The following is a 15,476-nucleotide window of genomic DNA, read 5'->3' on the forward strand; positions in this document are numbered from 1 at the left end:
TCCCTATTATCATTTGCTCAGCAGGACTTTTGCTTTTTCTGCATCCTCAGGCGTGTTTACGTTCATCAGGGCTTCGGGTTGGGCTGGTCGCAGGAGCGTAAGATTACTGTTCTGCAATACTTTCCTAGGGCAGGTAATTCCTTTTCCTAAAAAGTCCAATAGTACAGGATAGCTTTCCGGTTCCCAAATTGCGGTCAATGGTTCGGGCAAACCATCATGCGGGCTTTCATAAGCGGTTGCGATCCTTTTCCTATCTCTGTTTTCAATTAAAAAACGGATCGTTGCTTCACCCAGCAACGGAAGATCGCAGGCAATGACCAGCCAGGCCTTATCCCTTTGGGAGCGCAGGGCAGAAAGGATACCGCCAAAAGGCCCCATGTTCAGAAACGTATCGGGCAGTGTTTTATAAGCAGCATCCATCTCTTTTGCCTGATCCGGGCGGCAGGAAATAAACACTTCCTCACAAAAATGGCTCAGCAGATCTGCTGCATAATAGCGTTGTTCTTTATTATGCCATCTGATCAGGTCTTTGTCTGTTCCCATGCGCCTGCTTTTGCCACCGGCAAGCACCAGGCCGTTTAACGGGAGCGTATTATTTTTTTCTTTTGAGATCATTTTTACCTCCGCTTTTTTCTATCAGCTTTATTTCCCGGATCACCATATCGTGGCTCAGTGCCTTGCACATATCATAAATAGTAAGTGCCGCTACCGAAGCGCCGGTGAGTGCTTCCATTTCTACGCCGGTCTTGGCCTCAACGCCCGCTGTACAATAAATGACCATGTCCTGCTGACCGTTCAGCTCAATATTGATCTCGCAATTGTCCAGCCCTATGGGATGGCAAAGCGGTATCAGCCCGCCGGTTTTCTTGGCTGCCATAATTCCTGCAATGACCGCTGTCTGAAAAACCGAACCTTTACGGGTCATAAAATCATCTTTCCGTAGCGTTTCCATAACCTGTTCCGGCAGGGTTATCATTGCCCGCGCAACTGCATTTCTGCGGGTGATCTTCTTTTCACTTACATCTACCATAACCGGTTGGGAGTTCTTATTTACATGAGAAAGTTCAGCCATAAGTAAAATTATAAATTAAAAATTGTATACTTATCTACAGGGAATACTATACTTTGCCCTCCATTTAAATTGCGCTATATTCATTTTATTTTGCCCTGAATATCTTTTTCAAAGATAATCGAATTTATTTGAGGTATCGGGTGTTCCGCTGCATGCTATCAGCTATCAAATGTTGCCGGTTGTTAAAAACTGACCTTAATTACGGATACAGGGCTCTTTTAAACGAGGCCGGGCAATTGCAGTCTGCCGGGTAGTGCATCAGTGGCGATAAAAACAAATAAAAACAATTGCAGAAGAATTGATACAGCCCCTGATAGCATTACTATGCCGGCTGGTAGCGCCACACCTTATAAACCTCGCCCTTCTTAAACTCATTTTTCTCCAATGGTAATTCTATAAAAGCATCCGTATAGATGAGGTTGGAAAAATCACCGGAGCCGTTGGTATCAACAGGTGTTGCCTGCCAAAGGCCCTGATGGCTGGTATCCAGTTTTACCTGTGCAAAATATTGCAGGGGATAAGGAAAATAAATGTCCTTTTGTAAAACGGCATACCCCTGTAACTGTGATTGTATTCCCAGGGTATTTTCCAGCCAGGGAATAAAATACCGGTGCAGGCACATGAATACGGAAACCGGGTTGCCCGGAAACGCAAATACTAAGGTGCGGTTCCCCTGCGTACCAAACCAGAAGGGTTTTCCGGGGCGCTGCTGCACTTTGTGAAATAATTTCTCCACACCCAGTTCTTCCAGCACCTGCGGCACATGATCAAATTTCCCCATAGAAACACCACCGCTCATCAGCAATACATCATAGTTGCTCAGGCAGCGGGCCAGTTGGTTGCTAATCAGCTCAGCATCGTCTTTCCAATGCTGCAGTTGTGCATTGATCTTATATTTTTCCAGTACCGATTTGATTACAGTTCCGTTGGAACGCCGTAACTGGTAAGGCGTGGGCGTTTCTTCAGCGTTTACCAGTTCATCGCCTGTGGTAATGATCACTGTCCGGGGAAGTTTTTTGACCCAAAGCTTTGTTTTTCCAACAGCGGCGGCCAGCCCGGTCAGTGGGGGAGTAATGATCCTGCCGGCATTGGCTACCACATCTCCCTGCTTTTTATCCTTTCCCCTAAGATGAATATTCTGGCCCTTTTTGATCTCAATATTTTTTATGGTGGCTATGCCATCAGCTATATCAATGTCTTCATACCGGATCACAGTGTCTGCAGAATCATCCAGCGCCGCACCGGTCATTATTTCAATACAATCATCTTTTGCTGTAATCGTAACAGGATTTTCACCTGCGGCTTGCGTCGCCTTTATTTTGAAAGAACGCAAGCCATCATTATACGTACTGAATTTTATTGCGATACCATCAACGGTGGATCTGTTGAACGGCGGTAAATCTCTGTCGGCATAAAGGTGCTCAGCTAACACACGCCCTAACGCTGTTTCATAAAAAACTTCTTCAACACCAAAGTGGCGAAGCTGTGATTGAATAGTTTTTTCTGCCTGTTCTACGGTAATCATACTATCAGCCTCCTATTGTTGCCATTGATTGCTGCGCTGATTTTTGTGCCGCCAGTCTGTTCTCTGCTTCCCATCCGTCTGTTGGTTTTTTTAGGACGGCATTGGTGATCATTGTTTCCAGCTCTTCATCGGTACATCCTCCACGTATTATTTCTTTTAAGTTGAATGTGCCTGCATCATACAGGCAGGTCCGCAAAACTCCTGTAGGCGTAACGCGCAACCTGTTGCAGGAGCCGCAAAACGACCGGGTATAGGCGGCTATGATGCCTATATTTCCCTTATGCCCGGGAATATGATAATTAAAAGAAGTGGAATGGGGCGCGTCTGTAATTTTCTGAATACCGGGAAAATGTTCCCGGATATGTTCCAGTATGCGCAGGTAACTCCATGCCGGCGAAACGGGATGCGTGCCGCCGTTGAAGGGCATTTCTTCAATGAAGCGGACGCTTACCGGTGCTGTTTTAGTGAGCTGTATCAAAGGAACAATATCAGTAATATTGCAGTGTTCCATTACCACTGTATTTATCTTTACGGCAATATCGTCAGCTAAAAGCGCATCAAGCGTTTTTAATACTTTATCCAACCCGTCTCGGCGGGCGATGCGGATAAAACGGTTTTTATCCAAAGTGTCCAGGCTAAGGTTTACAGATTTAATGCCCATTCTTTTTAATTCAGGAACCAAAGGTGCGGTCAGTAACCCGTTGGTGGTAAGCGTCAGCTCCTGCAACCCGTTCATGAGCGAAAGGTTTTGTAAGAAGGGCAATACATCTTTTCTTACAAAAGGCTCACCACCGGTGATGCGTATTTTTTCTATGCCCATCTTTACCAGCAGCGAACAGATGCGCAGCATTTCTTCATAGGTCATCAGCTCTTTGCGGGAGCGCCAGTCCAGTCCTGCTTCGGGCATACAATAGGTACAGCGCAGGTTGCACCTGTCCGTAACGGCAAGCCGCAAATAATTGATGATGCGTCCGTAGCTGTCTGTTATCATGGCTGTTCCTGTTCTGCCCGGCTCACCACTACTTTGCTCAGGCATTTAATAAACCTGCGCCCTGTTTTGAAATCGGTTGGCGTTACCACTAAGATCCTGCTGCGCATATCCTGCAAAGCCTCACCGTTTATTGAAGTGACGATAAAAATATGATTACCTGTGGGCGAATTAAAGATCTCATTCCAGGAATATACCACTTTGTACTGATCGCTTGCAACAAAGGTGAAATAAAACTCGCTGAACCGTTTCAGATTATCTTCTTTTAGCGGTATGTCTTTCAACAGGTCTTTTACCAGAACGCCCTTTAGCTGTTTTAATGTGTCGCGTGGCTCTCCTTTATGATTGGTGATGACGATGTCGGGGATAGGGCCGGAAGGCGATCGCTCAATAGCTGCAAGCGTAAACTTCAGCTCGTTTGTGACCGCCCCGGTGACCAGGAATTCGTTGGTGGCTTCGATCGCCTTCTGTCCCCGGGTGGCTATGCATAAAAGCATCAGCATTATTGTTATCAGTTGCTTCATCTTTAATGATTCGTTATTCCCGGCTGGTGCATTTGTATTTAAAAACCGCCATCCGGCTTTTCCTGTTTAATAAACGGATGATTACTGCCCCAAATTTAGCATAAGTTGAACCATGAATTGCTCATTTCTGATAATAGATGATATTCGACATTTTTTTCACCTTTTCTGATACAAATAATTCCCTGCCTGTGCCTGCTAATTATTATTTTGCAATAACCTGCTGCAGCGCAGTTTTATCATGTATTTCAACATACTTATGCAGGGGTACCGGACTGTGGTACATACGATAGCATCATTACTCCGGGCAGGAACAGAGCGGATGTTTGTAACAGTGACCGTTGTCATAAAAAATTAAGCAGCGCTTGGGGTTTGCTGCATTCCCGGCTATGTAGATCCCTGAAGACAGGAGACGCTTCAAAAATGATTCCTTTGCTTACTTCAATCTTAATAAATCTTAAATTCTTTTTATGGAAAAGATAATCGGTATAGATCTGGGAACAACCAACAGCTGTGTGGCTGTAATGGAAGGCAACGAACCGGCCGTGATCGCCAATGACGAAGGGCGCCGCACCACACCGTCTGTTGTAGCATTTTTGAAAAACGGGGAACGCAAAGTGGGGGATCCTGCAAAAAGGCAGGCCATCACTAACCCTCAGAATACTATTATGTCCGTAAAGCGATTTATGGGGCGTAAATATGATGAAGTGCGGCATGAGCTTTCGCATGTAAGCTATAAAGTAGTGCGGGGAGATAATGATACCATCCGCATTGATATTGACGGACGTCTGTTTACGCCACAGGAAATTTCTGCCATCATCCTGCAAAAAATGAAAAAAGTTGCGGAAGACTACCTGGGGCAGGAAGTAAACGAAGCGGTGATCACCGTGCCCGCTTATTTTAATGATGCACAGCGCCAGGCCACCAAGGAAGCCGGAGAAATTGCCGGTTTAAAAGTGCGGCGCATTGTAAACGAGCCAACGGCAGCCGCCCTGGCCTACGGTTTGGAGAAAGGGGATAAGAGCCATAAAATAGCGGTGTTTGACCTGGGTGGCGGTACGTTTGATATTTCCATACTGGAGCTGGGCGATGGCGTTTTTGAAGTGAAATCCACTAATGGTGACACGCACCTGGGGGGTGATGATTTTGATAAGATCATTGTAGACTGGCTGGCCGATGAGTTTAAAAAAGATGAAGGCATTGATCTTCGCAAAGACCCTATGGCCTTACAACGGCTGAAAGAAGCCGCAGAAAAGGCAAAGATTGAACTGTCTTCCGCTACGGAAACAGAGGTTAACCTGCCTTATATCACCGCTGTTGACGGGGTGCCCAAGCACCTGGTTAAAAAACTGACCCGTGCAAAATTTGAACAACTGGCCGATCCTTTGTTTGAGCGCTGTTTAAAACCCTGTGAGGCTGCGTTAAAAGATGCAGGGCTTACTGCAAAGGATGTTGATGAAGTGATACTGGTAGGGGGCAGTACCCGTATTCCCAGGGTACAGGAGATTGTTGAAAAATTCTTTGACAAAAAGCCCAACAAGGGCGTAAACCCCGATGAAGTGGTAGCCATTGGTGCCGCTATCCAGGGCGCGGTACTGACCGGGGAGGTAAAAGATGTGGTGCTGCTGGATGTAACCCCGCTTTCTTTAGGCATTGAAACAATGGGGGGAGTAATGACCACCCTTATTCCTGCCAATACGACCATACCGGCAAAAAAATCAGAAGTGTTCTCTACTGCCAGCGATAATCAGCCCGGCGTGCAGGTGCATGTGCTGCAGGGCGACCGTTCCATGGCTACAGATAATAAAAGCCTGGGGATCTTTAACCTGGATGGGATCCCACCGGCTCCCAGGGGCGTACCTCAGATTGAAGTAATTTTTGACATTGATGCCAATGGTATTTTAAATGTGAGCGCAAAGGACAAGGGAACCGGTAAAGAGCAAAAGATCCGCATAGAAGCCGGCAGCGGCTTAAGCAAGGAAGAAGTGGAACGCATGAGAGCGGATGCCAAAGCCAATGAAGCAGCAGATAAAGCAGCCAGAGAAAAGATTGACAAATTAAACCAGGCAGACAGCCTGGCCTTCCAGACAGAGAAACAACTGAAAGAATACGGGGATAAGATCTCCGCGGAAAAGAAAACGGTCATTGAAGGGGCACTGGCAGCTTTGAAATATGCGCATGAACAGCAGGATATACCGGGTATAGACAGGGCCGTTGCCGATCTGAACACAGCCTGGTCCGCTGCCAGTGAAGATATGTATAAAACAACGCAACAGGGCGCGGCAGACGGAGCACAGGCCGGTAACGCACCGCAGGGAGGCGACCATCAGCCCGGTGGTGGAGAAGATGTAACCGATGTGCCTTTTGAAGAAGTGAAATAGAACCGGTCCTGAGGTGTTCTGTGAATGGTTTAGTGAGGATTTAATTATAAACTGTTTATTGAATGCGGCGATTGAAATTCCGCTGGTAGGCAGGTGCCGCATTCCGGCCGGAGGCATAATTCATTAACCGCGGCACTATCAGGCAGCAGGCCAGGTATTCCTCTTTATGCATTCACAGGATACAGCCAATCCGGCCGGTAAACAGGAAAAGTGTAAATTTACTTTCTGATAATTGGTTGAGTAGCGATATTTTTTTAGTGATGACGTGAGCCTTCCTGTTAAACATAAGATCTATACCATCGGGCATTCCACCCATAGCTTTGCTGTATTCCTGGAGATGCTGCAATCTTTTGATATCAGTACCCTGGCCGACATCCGGCGCTTTCCAGGCTCGCGAAAATATCCCTGGTTTAATAAAGAAGATCTGGCAGCAGCGCTGGAAAAGAACGGGATCCGTTATATGCACCTGGAAGAACTGGGCGGAAGGAGGAAAGTACAAAAAGACTCGGGGAACAGCCGCTGGCGCAATGCGTCCTTCAGGGGATATGCGGATTATATGGAAACAGCCGCTTTTGAAAAGGCTGTCCTGAAACTGGAAGCGCTTGCCCTGGCACAGCCAACGGCTTATATGTGCTCAGAAGCCGTATGGTGGCGCTGCCATCGCTCTATGGTGTCGGACTATTTAAAAGCAAAGGGGTGGAAGGTACTGCATATTATGGCAGCAGGCAAAGCAGAAGAACATTCGTACACGTCGCCTGCCCGGGTTGTTGGCGACCGTGTTTTTTATTCAGACGAAAATCTGTTTGATCAATAAAAAAATCTGATAATGGCTACAACATTCAAAGTAGGCGATGTGGTAAGCTGGAACTCTGAAGCCGGAAAGGTTTCAGGAACAATAATAAAAGTGCATACGAAAGATTTTGATTACAAAGGCTATACGCATCATGCAACAGAAGCCGATCCGCAATATGAGATCAAAAGCAGTAAATCGGATCACATTGCAGCCCATAAAGGCACTGCGCTTACAAAGGTTACGAACCGTTAAGCCATAGGCATTAAGATTTAACTGTGTTTAATTTTAACGCCTGCATGCAGGAGCAGGCCTGTTTTATTCATATCAGCTTCTGCCCGGTATAGTTTGGCATTGATCCTTTTTTCATAATTTTGATCAGCTCTTTTTGGGATCACGATCAGGCAATGGAACTGATTAGTGGGCACCATACACACATAGCATTTCCTCAGGCCGTATTCTGATGAAACCCAATCGTAAAATTGTTCAATTAAAATGATCACAAGGCAACGCACCAACTGGCTGCAAATGTTATTTATCTGGAAAGGTTCTGTGTTAAGGAATATCATCATCCAGCTTATTCTAATTGCAGTATTTTCATTAACCATTCTTTATTTTAACGGAAGAATATATCATTATAAAGTGCACCTGAACCCTACCATTTTTACCCTCATAGGGCTGGCGTTAGTGATTTTTATGGGTTTTTATAATACAGCAAGCTATGACCGTTTCTGGGAAGGCCGGAAATTATGGGGCACCCTCATTATAGAGGCAAGAATGCTTACAAGGCAGGTGCTGACCTTAGTAAGGATTCCTCGCCTGAATCCGGGGAAAGTAAGACGTCCTTTATAAAAATGATCGCAGCCTTTGGATGGTTGCTCAATTACCGGTTAAGGCATAATACAGGTACAGAACAGCTTTCCCGTTTGCTTACTGAAGAACAGCTCAGCTATTTAGAAGACAAAAAATACATCCCGGTAATGATCCTGGATCTGCTGGGTAAATGGATCAGTGAGCAAAACAGAAAAAAATATATTGACAACATTGTTTGGGTTGCTATGGACAAACAACTGAATCATTTTTCTCAGATCGTTGGCGGATGCGAGCGGATCTCTAATACCCCTTTACCTTTTGCATACAGCGTTTTGCTGCACCGGACCGTTTATTTCTACTGTTTCTGGCTGCCCTTTGGCCTGGTGGACAGTCTGGGCTGGATGATACCGGTAGTGGTACTGCTCATCAGTTATACTTTTATAGCACTGGATGCGATCATCCAGGAAATTGAAGAGCCATTTGGAGAAAAGGAAAATGACCTGGCATTGAATACTATCTGTCAGAGCATTGAATATTCAATCTTTGAACAGGCACAGATCCCGCAGGAAGAATACAAACCTTCCGGCTCATATTTTATTGACTGATCCGGGCAGATAACAGCCGGTTACAGAATGCTTGTCCGCTAGGCTATTACAGGGGCATTATTATTCTGTGTTTCCCGCGCAGAGAAGCGCTGATTGTAAATTATATAAAAAAAGTACCTTTAAGCATAAAGGCTCATACCGGTGCCGGTAAAGGCCTGCACTCCCTGTTAACAGAAAAAGTATAGTAATGGATAGCAGATAAACATTTAAAATGATTTTTTATGGCAATGCAATCGATCAATCCGGTAAACGGTAAAATTATCAGAACATATAAAGAGGATACCCAAAAAGCGCTTGTACAAAAAATTGAATCAGCAGAAAAAGCCTGGCAGCGATGGAGAACAACTTCCTATGAAAAAAGAGCGCAACATCTGTTAAAAGCGGCTTCTTTATTAAGACAGCAGGAAAATGAGCTTGTAAAACTGATGGCATTAGAAATGGGAAAACCCCTGAAGGATGGTGCCGCGGAAATTGAAAAATGCGCCCTGGCCTGTGAATATTATGCAAAGAACGGAGCTGCCTTTTTGAAGGATGAAGTTATAAAAACAGATGCCAGGAAGAGCTTTGTTACCTTTCAGCCCATAGGGGTTGTACTGGCCGTTATGCCCTGGAACTTTCCTTACTGGCAATGCTTCCGTTTTATTGCGCCGGCCTTAATGGCCGGCAATGTGGGGCTGCTAAAGCATGCCTCTAATGTGCCCGGCTGCGCGCTGTCTATTGAGCAACTGCTTTTAAAGGCAGGGTTTCCGAAAGGAGTATTTCAAACCCTGCTTATTGGCAGCAAAACAGTAAACAAAGTAATTGCGCACCCTTTGGTAAAGGCCGTAACCTTAACGGGCAGCACTGAAGCGGGCATGCGCGTTGCGGAGCAAGCCGGAGCGCTGATCAAGAAAACGGTTCTGGAGCTGGGCGGCAGCGATCCTTATGTGATCCTTGAAGATGCAGACCTGGAGCAGGCTGCAACGGTCTGTGCAGAAAGCCGTTTGATCAATAACGGACAAAGCTGTATTGCGGCCAAACGCTTTATAGTGGTAAAAAAGGTGGAAAAAGAATTTGTTCGTTTATTCAAAGAGAAAATGAGCCATAAAAAGCTGGGAGATCCCCTGGACGCGCAAACGGAGCTGGGGCCGATGTCGCGGGCAGACCTGAGAGATCAGCTGCACCGGCAGGTACTGGAAAATATTAAGGCAGGGGCTACCTGTATACTGGGAGGGGCGATCCCCGGTTTTAAAGGAGCGCATGCATTCTATACGCCTACAATACTGACCGGTATCAAAAAGGGGATGACCGGCTATGAGGAAGAGCTTTTTGGGCCAGTGGCCTGCGTGATTACTGCAAGGAATGAGGCGCATGCAATTGCAATTGCGAATGACACTGTTTTCGGACTGGGCGCTGCGGTGTTTACAAAAGATATAGCCAAAGGAGAACGGATAGCCAGGGAAGCATTGCAGGCCGGATCCTGTTTTGTGAACGGGCTGGTAAAATCTGATCCGCGTGTGCCGTTCGGCGGCATCAAACAATCCGGTTACGGGCGTGAACTGGGCAGCTTTGGAATCAAAGAGTTTGTTAATATAAAAACGGTCTGGCGGTAAGACTCTTTCCTTTTTTTGATTACAGGCTTTCAACCCCTTCAGAAGCATCGCTTCCGGTCGTTGATCGCAGCCGCTCAATCACATTTTTAATATTGCGGCGTCCTGCGCCTTGGGCCCGTTATTGTTTGTTGCTACGAATGTTTGGCTGCGGAGCAGCCAGGCTTCGTCAGTTGTTAATAGCAAGTGTTGTAATTTATTGAAAATAATTCTGCATAGAGAGTTGCATAGAGAGTATCATCCGATAACCATCGGATCCGGCCGGAATTTTTCCCAAAAGCAAAACGGACGGAAGAACTATTTCCGTACTGACCGTGAAGAAAAATAATTTTGATACCGGTTCCTTATAAGGTGCAGCGCCCCCGGTACTATTTATAAAACCCTTCAAAATGATCACAGAGCCGCAGCGCGGCATGATGTAAGCCTCCGCCGGCATGTTGCTGCCAGTAACATTGTTTTGAAGAAAATAGTTGTGCCCGCACTACACAGGCCAGGGTATTACAGCTTAAGACAAAAATACCCGGATAGCGCTGCTGTCCGGCTGTGCGGGTATTAATTTGTTCATGTTGCAAGGAACTTTAAAGGCACCTCACTTATAAAGAAAAACTGATGCCTGCATTCCAGTTGGTGCCTGCCTGGGGAAAATAATAGTTTTCGGTAGTGAAGCTGCCTCCCGTTAAATAACTGTAGGTATAACCATTGTTTTCATATTTTTTATTGAGCAGGTTATTAACCAGTACAATAATGCTGATCTCTTTAAATGCCCTTGTGCGCAGTTGATAGCGCAAACGCAGATCCGTTAAAGCATAAGGGTTAATGCTTTTCATTTTATCGGAGGCATTGTCCAGGTACTGACGGCTGATGTATTTTTCAAGAATATCCACATACAGATGCTGGTTGCCGGTGATCTTATACAAAGGTTCCACGGTAACGCTTCCGCCTGCAATTGTATTCGGCGAAAACGCAATATCCGTATTACTGTACTGAACGGACAGCTGTCCGCCGTTATCATAATCATCTGAGTACTGCGTAATATTTCGGATCCTGTTCCTGCTGAAAGTAGCATTGGCATTGATCTGTATCCAATCTGCCGGTTTGGCACCGGCCGTCAGCTCTATGCCGGCACGGTAGCTGTTGTCTACATTGGTTCTGGCATAAGCGCCCACATCATTGATCTTCCCGGTAAGGATCAGCTGATCCTTATATTTCATATAATAGGCGTTGATACCTGCCTGGAACAGGTGGGCATTGTATTGATAGCCGGCTTCAATATCCTGCAAATGCTCGGGACGGGGTTGTTCAGATAAGCCGGCTTCAAAGTCATCCCTGTTGGGTTCTTTATTGGCAATAGCATAGGATGCATATAGCTTGCTGCTGCCCTGGTTGTGGTGGTTGATGAAATAGCTGATCCCTACTTTGGGATTAAAAAAATGATACGTGTTGCTGATATGTATGCTGGTATCTTCCCTGAAACCATCAATCGTGTAAACAACATTGCGGTATTGCAGGTCTGCAAATGCATAAAAGTTGGGGGCTATTTGCTGCTGTAACTTTGCATAGATATTAAAATCACCTTTAAAGGAAGGCAGGTCATACCATTTATAATCAAGCGGTACCCCATAGTCTGCCCAGGTTACATAACCATATTGCCCGCCATCATAACGGGTGTAGGCACCGCCGAAAGTGAAATTGGTTTTGGCGGTATTATAGCTGGTTGAAAAAACGGTTCCGTAATAATAATTATCCAGCCAGAGCTGTCGGGTAAGGTTGGTTGTTTTCAGGGTGTCGCCCGGCGCCTTTACAAAACCGGGTAAATAGTAGTCTGCAAAAGACTGGTCGCTCTTGTATTCATTGTAATACCCTTTTCCCCTTGTTAAAAACGTTGCGATGTTTAAAGACCAGTTATTGTTGAGCTTTTGATTCAGAAAGAGCTGGTAATAGTCCTGCCAGTAATTATCCGTCTGGTCGTTATAATAGGTGCTGTCATTAATCTGGCCCAGGGTGTTGGTCCTTCTGCCTGTCTGATCCAGCACTGTTTCATAATTAAAATCAGCCGGATCGTCTTTATCGGTATAGGTTACCCCGATCCCGTTCCAGGCCTGGCCGGTACGCTCTTTGCCCGTGAGGTAATTGAATTTGATGTTGGTGGCTTCATTTTTTGATGTCCAGGACCCGATCACCTGTGCTGCGGACAGGCTGGAGGAGGAACGATCTATATACCCGCCGGAGCTCATCTTGGATAAGCGGATATCAAACTGGAAGCCCCCTTTCAGCATCCCTGTTCCGGCGCGCAGCGTATGCTTCCACGTGTTATAAGACCCATAGGAGTTGCTGAGGGATGCACTGGCTTCCCTGCTTTGTTCCAGGTTGGAGATATTAATGGACCCGCCAAATGCCCCTGCACCATTGGTAGAGGAGCCGGCGCCCCGCTGGATCTGTATGGTAGAGGTAGATGATGCAAGATCGGGCAGGTCTACAAAAATGGCGGCCTGGGATTCTGCATCATTTACAGGGATCCCGTTCATGGTTACGTTAATACGCGTCATATCGGTTCCCCGTATTCTCAGAGAAGAATAACCCACTCCCAGGCCATCATCTGCGTTCACGATCAGCGACGGAGTCTGGTTTAACAGATAGGGTAAGTTTTGCCCCAGGTTTTGTTTCGACAGTTCTGATGCCATAACATTGGATGTGGCAAAAGGGGCGCGGTTGCTCAATCGCAGGGAGCGTACTTCTACAGGAGACAGCTGGTAAAAGCTGTCTGTTTTTGCGGCAATAGTGTCTGTTTGTGCAAAAGAAAGTTGTGCTGCCATTATAAGGCACGCGGAAAGAAACATCCTCTTCATTTGTTTTTTCATTTTAAGATCCCGCCGCCGGCGGAACAGGTAAAAAAATAATGAGAGGGAAATGCTGAAAAAGAAAGGAACCATCCTTCCCTGCGCAGGCATTACCCTGATCAGGTTTACGGGTATTATCTCAGCCTTTATCCGTTATTAGCGGAATCAAGCACCCCGGGAACGCTGAAAACTTTATTGGCTTGCTGAACATTCAAACAAGCGCGCTTTCATTTTTTGAAAGAACGGATGCAAAATTATAAAAAAAATCAAGATAAAAGGAACTGTGTAAAATAATTAATTCCGGAATGCTTTTGTTATATCGGTTTTTTGTTCTATCTTTGTAGTGCGAGGTAGAGCAGCGGTAGCTCGTCGGGCTCATAACCCGAAGGTCCCAGGTTCGATCCCTGGCTTCGCAACTAACCAAATCCCGTTCTATAGCAGGCGGGATTTTTTATTTTGCATATATAATACATATAATATGTGCAGGGTTTATATAGTATATGGTAAAAAACCAGCAAAAATTTATACCGGTTTAAATTCCCGATGCCGATTCAAATCCAATGGATTTTAAGTTTATTTTTGTTCTCCGGGGCAACAGCATAAGGGATGCCGGCAAAGACGCCCCGGACAGCGAAATAAATCGTTTAACCATACCAGGGTCTATACAGTAATGAAGGCAGGTTTTGTAAATATTTTCGGAAGGCCTAATGCGGGTAAAAGCACTTTGCTGAACGCCTTAATGGGGGAGAAGCTGGCCATTGTTTCGCCGAAAGTACAAACCACGCGGCACCGGATCAAAGCCATACTTACAGAAAAAGAATACCAGATCATTTTTTCAGATACCCCGGGTATTATTGAACCCCAGTACAAGCTGCATGAAAAAATGATGCAGGCAGTAAAGAGCGCACTGGAGGATGCCGATGTGGCTTTGCTGATGGTGGATATTAATGATAACCGGGAAGAATGCGATCAGATCTTTTCGGCCCTTAAGCTTAAAGTACCCTGCATTTTGGTGATCAATAAAATTGATAAGGCTTCAAAAGAAAAAATTGAAGAAACGGTCGCCTGGTTTAAGGATAAGCCTTATGCAAAAAACATTCTGACCATTTCTGCGCTGGCGGGTGTGGACTATGAGCATTTTATAAAACCGATCGCTGACCTGTTGCCGGAGGGCGCGCCTTTTTATGATACCGACGAGATCAGCGACCTGCCTACAAAGTTCTTTGTCAGCGAGCTGATCCGCGAAAAGATCTATGAGCTGGCACAGGATGAAATACCTTATCATACAGCTGTTTTGATCCGCGAATTTAAAGAAAAACAAACCCTGGTAAAGATTATTGCAGATATTATTGTGCACCGGGAGACCCAGAAAATGATCCTGATCGGCGAAAAAGGAAGCATGGTCAAAAAAATTGGTACGGCCGCCCGTAAGGATATTGAGGCGTTTTTAGACCGGAAAGTGTTCCTGGAGCTGTTTATAAAAGTAAAACCCAAATGGCGGGATAACGAGTTGTATTTAAAAGAATACGGGTATGGAGCTTAGCCCGGAAAAGGGCAGCTGCCTGGAAAAATAAAATTGCAGGACTGATAATATTTCGCCATTTTTGCCAAAATAAATAACTTGCCTTGCCCGAAAGGCTTATAAAACAAAATAAGATTTACATTGGTTCCCGGGCAGAAACAGTGAGGAGAATTTAAAAAATTAAATGGCAGTACCACAAAAACCAACTTACAGACCACCAGGTACAGGATTTAAACCGGGTGGCGGTAACAGGCCCAAAGGAAATTTCAGAGGAAGATTTCAACCTCAAAAAGAAGCAGAACACCGCATCAATCATTTTATTCGTGTGCCACAGGTACGGCTTGTTGGCGATAACGTTGAGCAGGGTATTTACCCTACTCAGGAAGCACTTAAAATGGCACAGGACATGGAGCTGGACCTGGTGGAAATTTCACCAAAAGTAGACCCACCTGTTTGCCGTATTATAGATTATAATAAGTTTTTATACGATAAGAAGAAAAAAGAAAAGGAACTAAAGGCAAAAAGCAAGACCACCGAGATCAAGGAGATCCGGTTTACGCCGAATACAGATGATCACGACTTTGACTTTAAAGCCAAACATGCTGAAGGCTTCCTGAAAGAAGGAAACAAGGTAAAAGCCTATGTGCAGTTTAAAGGACGTGCCATCCAGTTTCAGGATCGCGGGCAGCTATTGCTGCTGAAATTTGCAGAGCGCCTGGCAGAGTTTGGCACATTGGAGAATATGCCTAAGCTGGAAGGCCGGCGTATGCTGGCAATGATTGCTCCTAAACCTGCAAAGAAGAAATAAACATCGTTTTTAATTGTTTTTAACA

Annotated in this window: 14 protein-coding genes, 1 tRNA gene and 1 riboswitch; of the genes, 9 read left to right on the forward strand and 6 right to left on the reverse strand. The window is 45.5% G+C overall.

Going from position 1 to position 15,476, the window contains the following annotated elements:
- Window positions 1-9: 9 nt before the first annotated feature.
- The 5 genes from A8C56_RS05530 to A8C56_RS05550 form a co-directional block, all read right to left on the reverse strand.
- Entirely contained in the window at window positions 10-615 is a 606-nt protein-coding gene (locus A8C56_RS05530; RefSeq protein WP_067753136.1) for an NTP transferase domain-containing protein, read from the reverse strand.
- Window positions 593-1,072: a cyclic pyranopterin monophosphate synthase MoaC gene (moaC, locus tag A8C56_RS05535; RefSeq protein WP_067753139.1), complete on the reverse strand. Its 480-nt coding sequence runs from the start codon at window positions 1,070-1,072 to the stop codon at window positions 593-595. Before moaC ends, A8C56_RS05530 begins: the two co-directional genes overlap by 23 nt.
- Before the next feature lie 322 nt (window positions 1,073-1,394).
- Complete coding sequence (locus A8C56_RS05540) at window positions 1,395-2,597, reverse strand: molybdopterin molybdotransferase MoeA (RefSeq protein WP_067753142.1); 1,203 nt, start codon at window positions 2,595-2,597, stop codon at window positions 1,395-1,397.
- A 4-nt stretch (window positions 2,598-2,601) separates the two neighbouring features.
- Window positions 2,602-3,633: a GTP 3',8-cyclase MoaA gene (gene moaA, locus A8C56_RS05545; RefSeq protein ID WP_218917253.1), complete on the reverse strand. Its 1,032-nt coding sequence runs from the start codon at window positions 3,631-3,633 to the stop codon at window positions 2,602-2,604.
- Window positions 3,585-4,109, reverse strand: coding sequence for a hypothetical protein (locus A8C56_RS05550; RefSeq protein ID WP_067753148.1), 525 nt, complete (start codon window positions 4,107-4,109; stop codon window positions 3,585-3,587). The genes moaA and A8C56_RS05550 overlap by 49 nt, the downstream gene beginning before the upstream one ends.
- Before the next feature lie 467 nt (window positions 4,110-4,576).
- Here A8C56_RS05550 and dnaK point away from each other — a divergent pair, with 467 nt between their 5' ends.
- The 6 genes from dnaK (at window position 4,577) to A8C56_RS05575 (ending at window position 10,287) form a co-directional block, all read left to right on the forward strand.
- Window positions 4,577-6,487 (forward strand): molecular chaperone DnaK, encoded by a 1,911-nt coding sequence (dnaK, locus tag A8C56_RS05555; RefSeq protein ID WP_067753151.1) that lies wholly within the window; start codon window positions 4,577-4,579, stop codon window positions 6,485-6,487.
- Between the two features lie 265 nt (window positions 6,488-6,752).
- Window positions 6,753-7,301 carry a DUF488 domain-containing protein gene (locus A8C56_RS05560; protein ID WP_245645771.1) on the forward strand — a complete coding sequence of 183 codons (549 nt, stop codon included), beginning with the start codon at window positions 6,753-6,755 and terminating at the stop codon, window positions 7,299-7,301.
- A gap of 12 nt (window positions 7,302-7,313) precedes the next feature.
- Window positions 7,314-7,532: a hypervirulence associated TUDOR domain-containing protein gene (locus tag A8C56_RS05565; RefSeq protein WP_067753157.1), complete on the forward strand. Its 219-nt coding sequence runs from the start codon at window positions 7,314-7,316 to the stop codon at window positions 7,530-7,532.
- A 240-nt stretch (window positions 7,533-7,772) separates the two neighbouring features.
- The gene (locus A8C56_RS25245) at window positions 7,773-8,129 is read left to right on the forward strand and encodes a bestrophin family protein (RefSeq protein ID WP_218917254.1); all 357 of its coding nucleotides are present in this window, start codon (window positions 7,773-7,775) and stop codon (window positions 8,127-8,129) included.
- Between the two features lie 2 nt (window positions 8,130-8,131).
- The gene (locus tag A8C56_RS25250) at window positions 8,132-8,695 is read left to right on the forward strand and encodes a bestrophin family protein (protein ID WP_218917255.1); all 564 of its coding nucleotides are present in this window, start codon (window positions 8,132-8,134) and stop codon (window positions 8,693-8,695) included.
- A 221-nt stretch (window positions 8,696-8,916) separates the two neighbouring features.
- Window positions 8,917-10,287, forward strand: a complete 1,371-nt coding sequence (locus A8C56_RS05575; protein WP_067753160.1) for an NAD-dependent succinate-semialdehyde dehydrogenase — start codon at window positions 8,917-8,919, stop codon at window positions 10,285-10,287.
- 590 nt (window positions 10,288-10,877) lie between these two features.
- Here the strand turns inward: A8C56_RS05575 and A8C56_RS05585 are convergent.
- Entirely contained in the window at window positions 10,878-13,130 is a 2,253-nt protein-coding gene (locus tag A8C56_RS05585; RefSeq protein WP_067761629.1) for a TonB-dependent receptor, read from the reverse strand.
- A gap of 70 nt (window positions 13,131-13,200) precedes the next feature.
- Window positions 13,201-13,308: riboswitch (TPP riboswitch) on the reverse strand.
- A gap of 157 nt (window positions 13,309-13,465) precedes the next feature.
- On the opposite strand from A8C56_RS05585, the gene A8C56_RS05590 reads away from it, so the two are divergent.
- The 3 genes from A8C56_RS05590 (at window position 13,466) to infC (ending at window position 15,451) form a co-directional block, all read left to right on the forward strand.
- A tRNA-Met gene (locus A8C56_RS05590) sits at window positions 13,466-13,537 on the forward strand.
- Between the two features lie 254 nt (window positions 13,538-13,791).
- Window positions 13,792-14,664: a GTPase Era gene (gene era, locus A8C56_RS05595; protein ID WP_067753165.1), complete on the forward strand. Its 873-nt coding sequence runs from the start codon at window positions 13,792-13,794 to the stop codon at window positions 14,662-14,664.
- Between the two features lie 163 nt (window positions 14,665-14,827).
- Window positions 14,828-15,451 carry a translation initiation factor IF-3 gene (infC, locus tag A8C56_RS05605; protein WP_067753172.1) on the forward strand — a complete coding sequence of 208 codons (624 nt, stop codon included), beginning with the start codon at window positions 14,828-14,830 and terminating at the stop codon, window positions 15,449-15,451.
- The last annotated feature ends 25 nt before the right edge of the window (window positions 15,452-15,476 follow it).

The organism is Niabella ginsenosidivorans, from assembly GCF_001654455.1.
Lineage (GTDB): Bacteria > Bacteroidota > Bacteroidia > Chitinophagales > Chitinophagaceae > Niabella > Niabella ginsenosidivorans.

Coding starts and splice junctions, on each gene's coding strand:
- A8C56_RS05530 (WP_067753136.1), bottom strand. CDS start 615: ATGATCTCAAAAGAAAAAAATAATACGCTCCCGTTAAACGGCCTGGTG.
- moaC (WP_067753139.1), bottom strand. CDS start 1,072: ATGGCTGAACTTTCTCATGTAAATAAGAACTCCCAACCGGTTATGGTA.
- A8C56_RS05540 (WP_067753142.1), bottom strand. CDS start 2,597: ATGATTACCGTAGAACAGGCAGAAAAAACTATTCAATCACAGCTTCGC.
- moaA (WP_218917253.1), bottom strand. CDS start 3,633: ATGCCTGAGCAAAGTAGTGGTGAGCCGGGCAGAACAGGAACAGCCATG.
- A8C56_RS05550 (WP_067753148.1), bottom strand. CDS start 4,109: ATGAAGCAACTGATAACAATAATGCTGATGCTTTTATGCATAGCCACC.
- dnaK (WP_067753151.1), top strand. CDS start 4,577: ATGGAAAAGATAATCGGTATAGATCTGGGAACAACCAACAGCTGTGTG.
- A8C56_RS05565 (WP_067753157.1), top strand. CDS start 7,314: ATGGCTACAACATTCAAAGTAGGCGATGTGGTAAGCTGGAACTCTGAA.
- A8C56_RS25245 (WP_218917254.1), top strand. CDS start 7,773: ATGATCACAAGGCAACGCACCAACTGGCTGCAAATGTTATTTATCTGG.
- A8C56_RS25250 (WP_218917255.1), top strand. CDS start 8,132: ATGATCGCAGCCTTTGGATGGTTGCTCAATTACCGGTTAAGGCATAAT.
- A8C56_RS05575 (WP_067753160.1), top strand. CDS start 8,917: ATGGCAATGCAATCGATCAATCCGGTAAACGGTAAAATTATCAGAACA.
- A8C56_RS05585 (WP_067761629.1), bottom strand. CDS start 13,130: ATGAAGAGGATGTTTCTTTCCGCGTGCCTTATAATGGCAGCACAACTT.
- era (WP_067753165.1), top strand. CDS start 13,792: ATGAAGGCAGGTTTTGTAAATATTTTCGGAAGGCCTAATGCGGGTAAA.
- infC (WP_067753172.1), top strand. CDS start 14,828: ATGGCAGTACCACAAAAACCAACTTACAGACCACCAGGTACAGGATTT.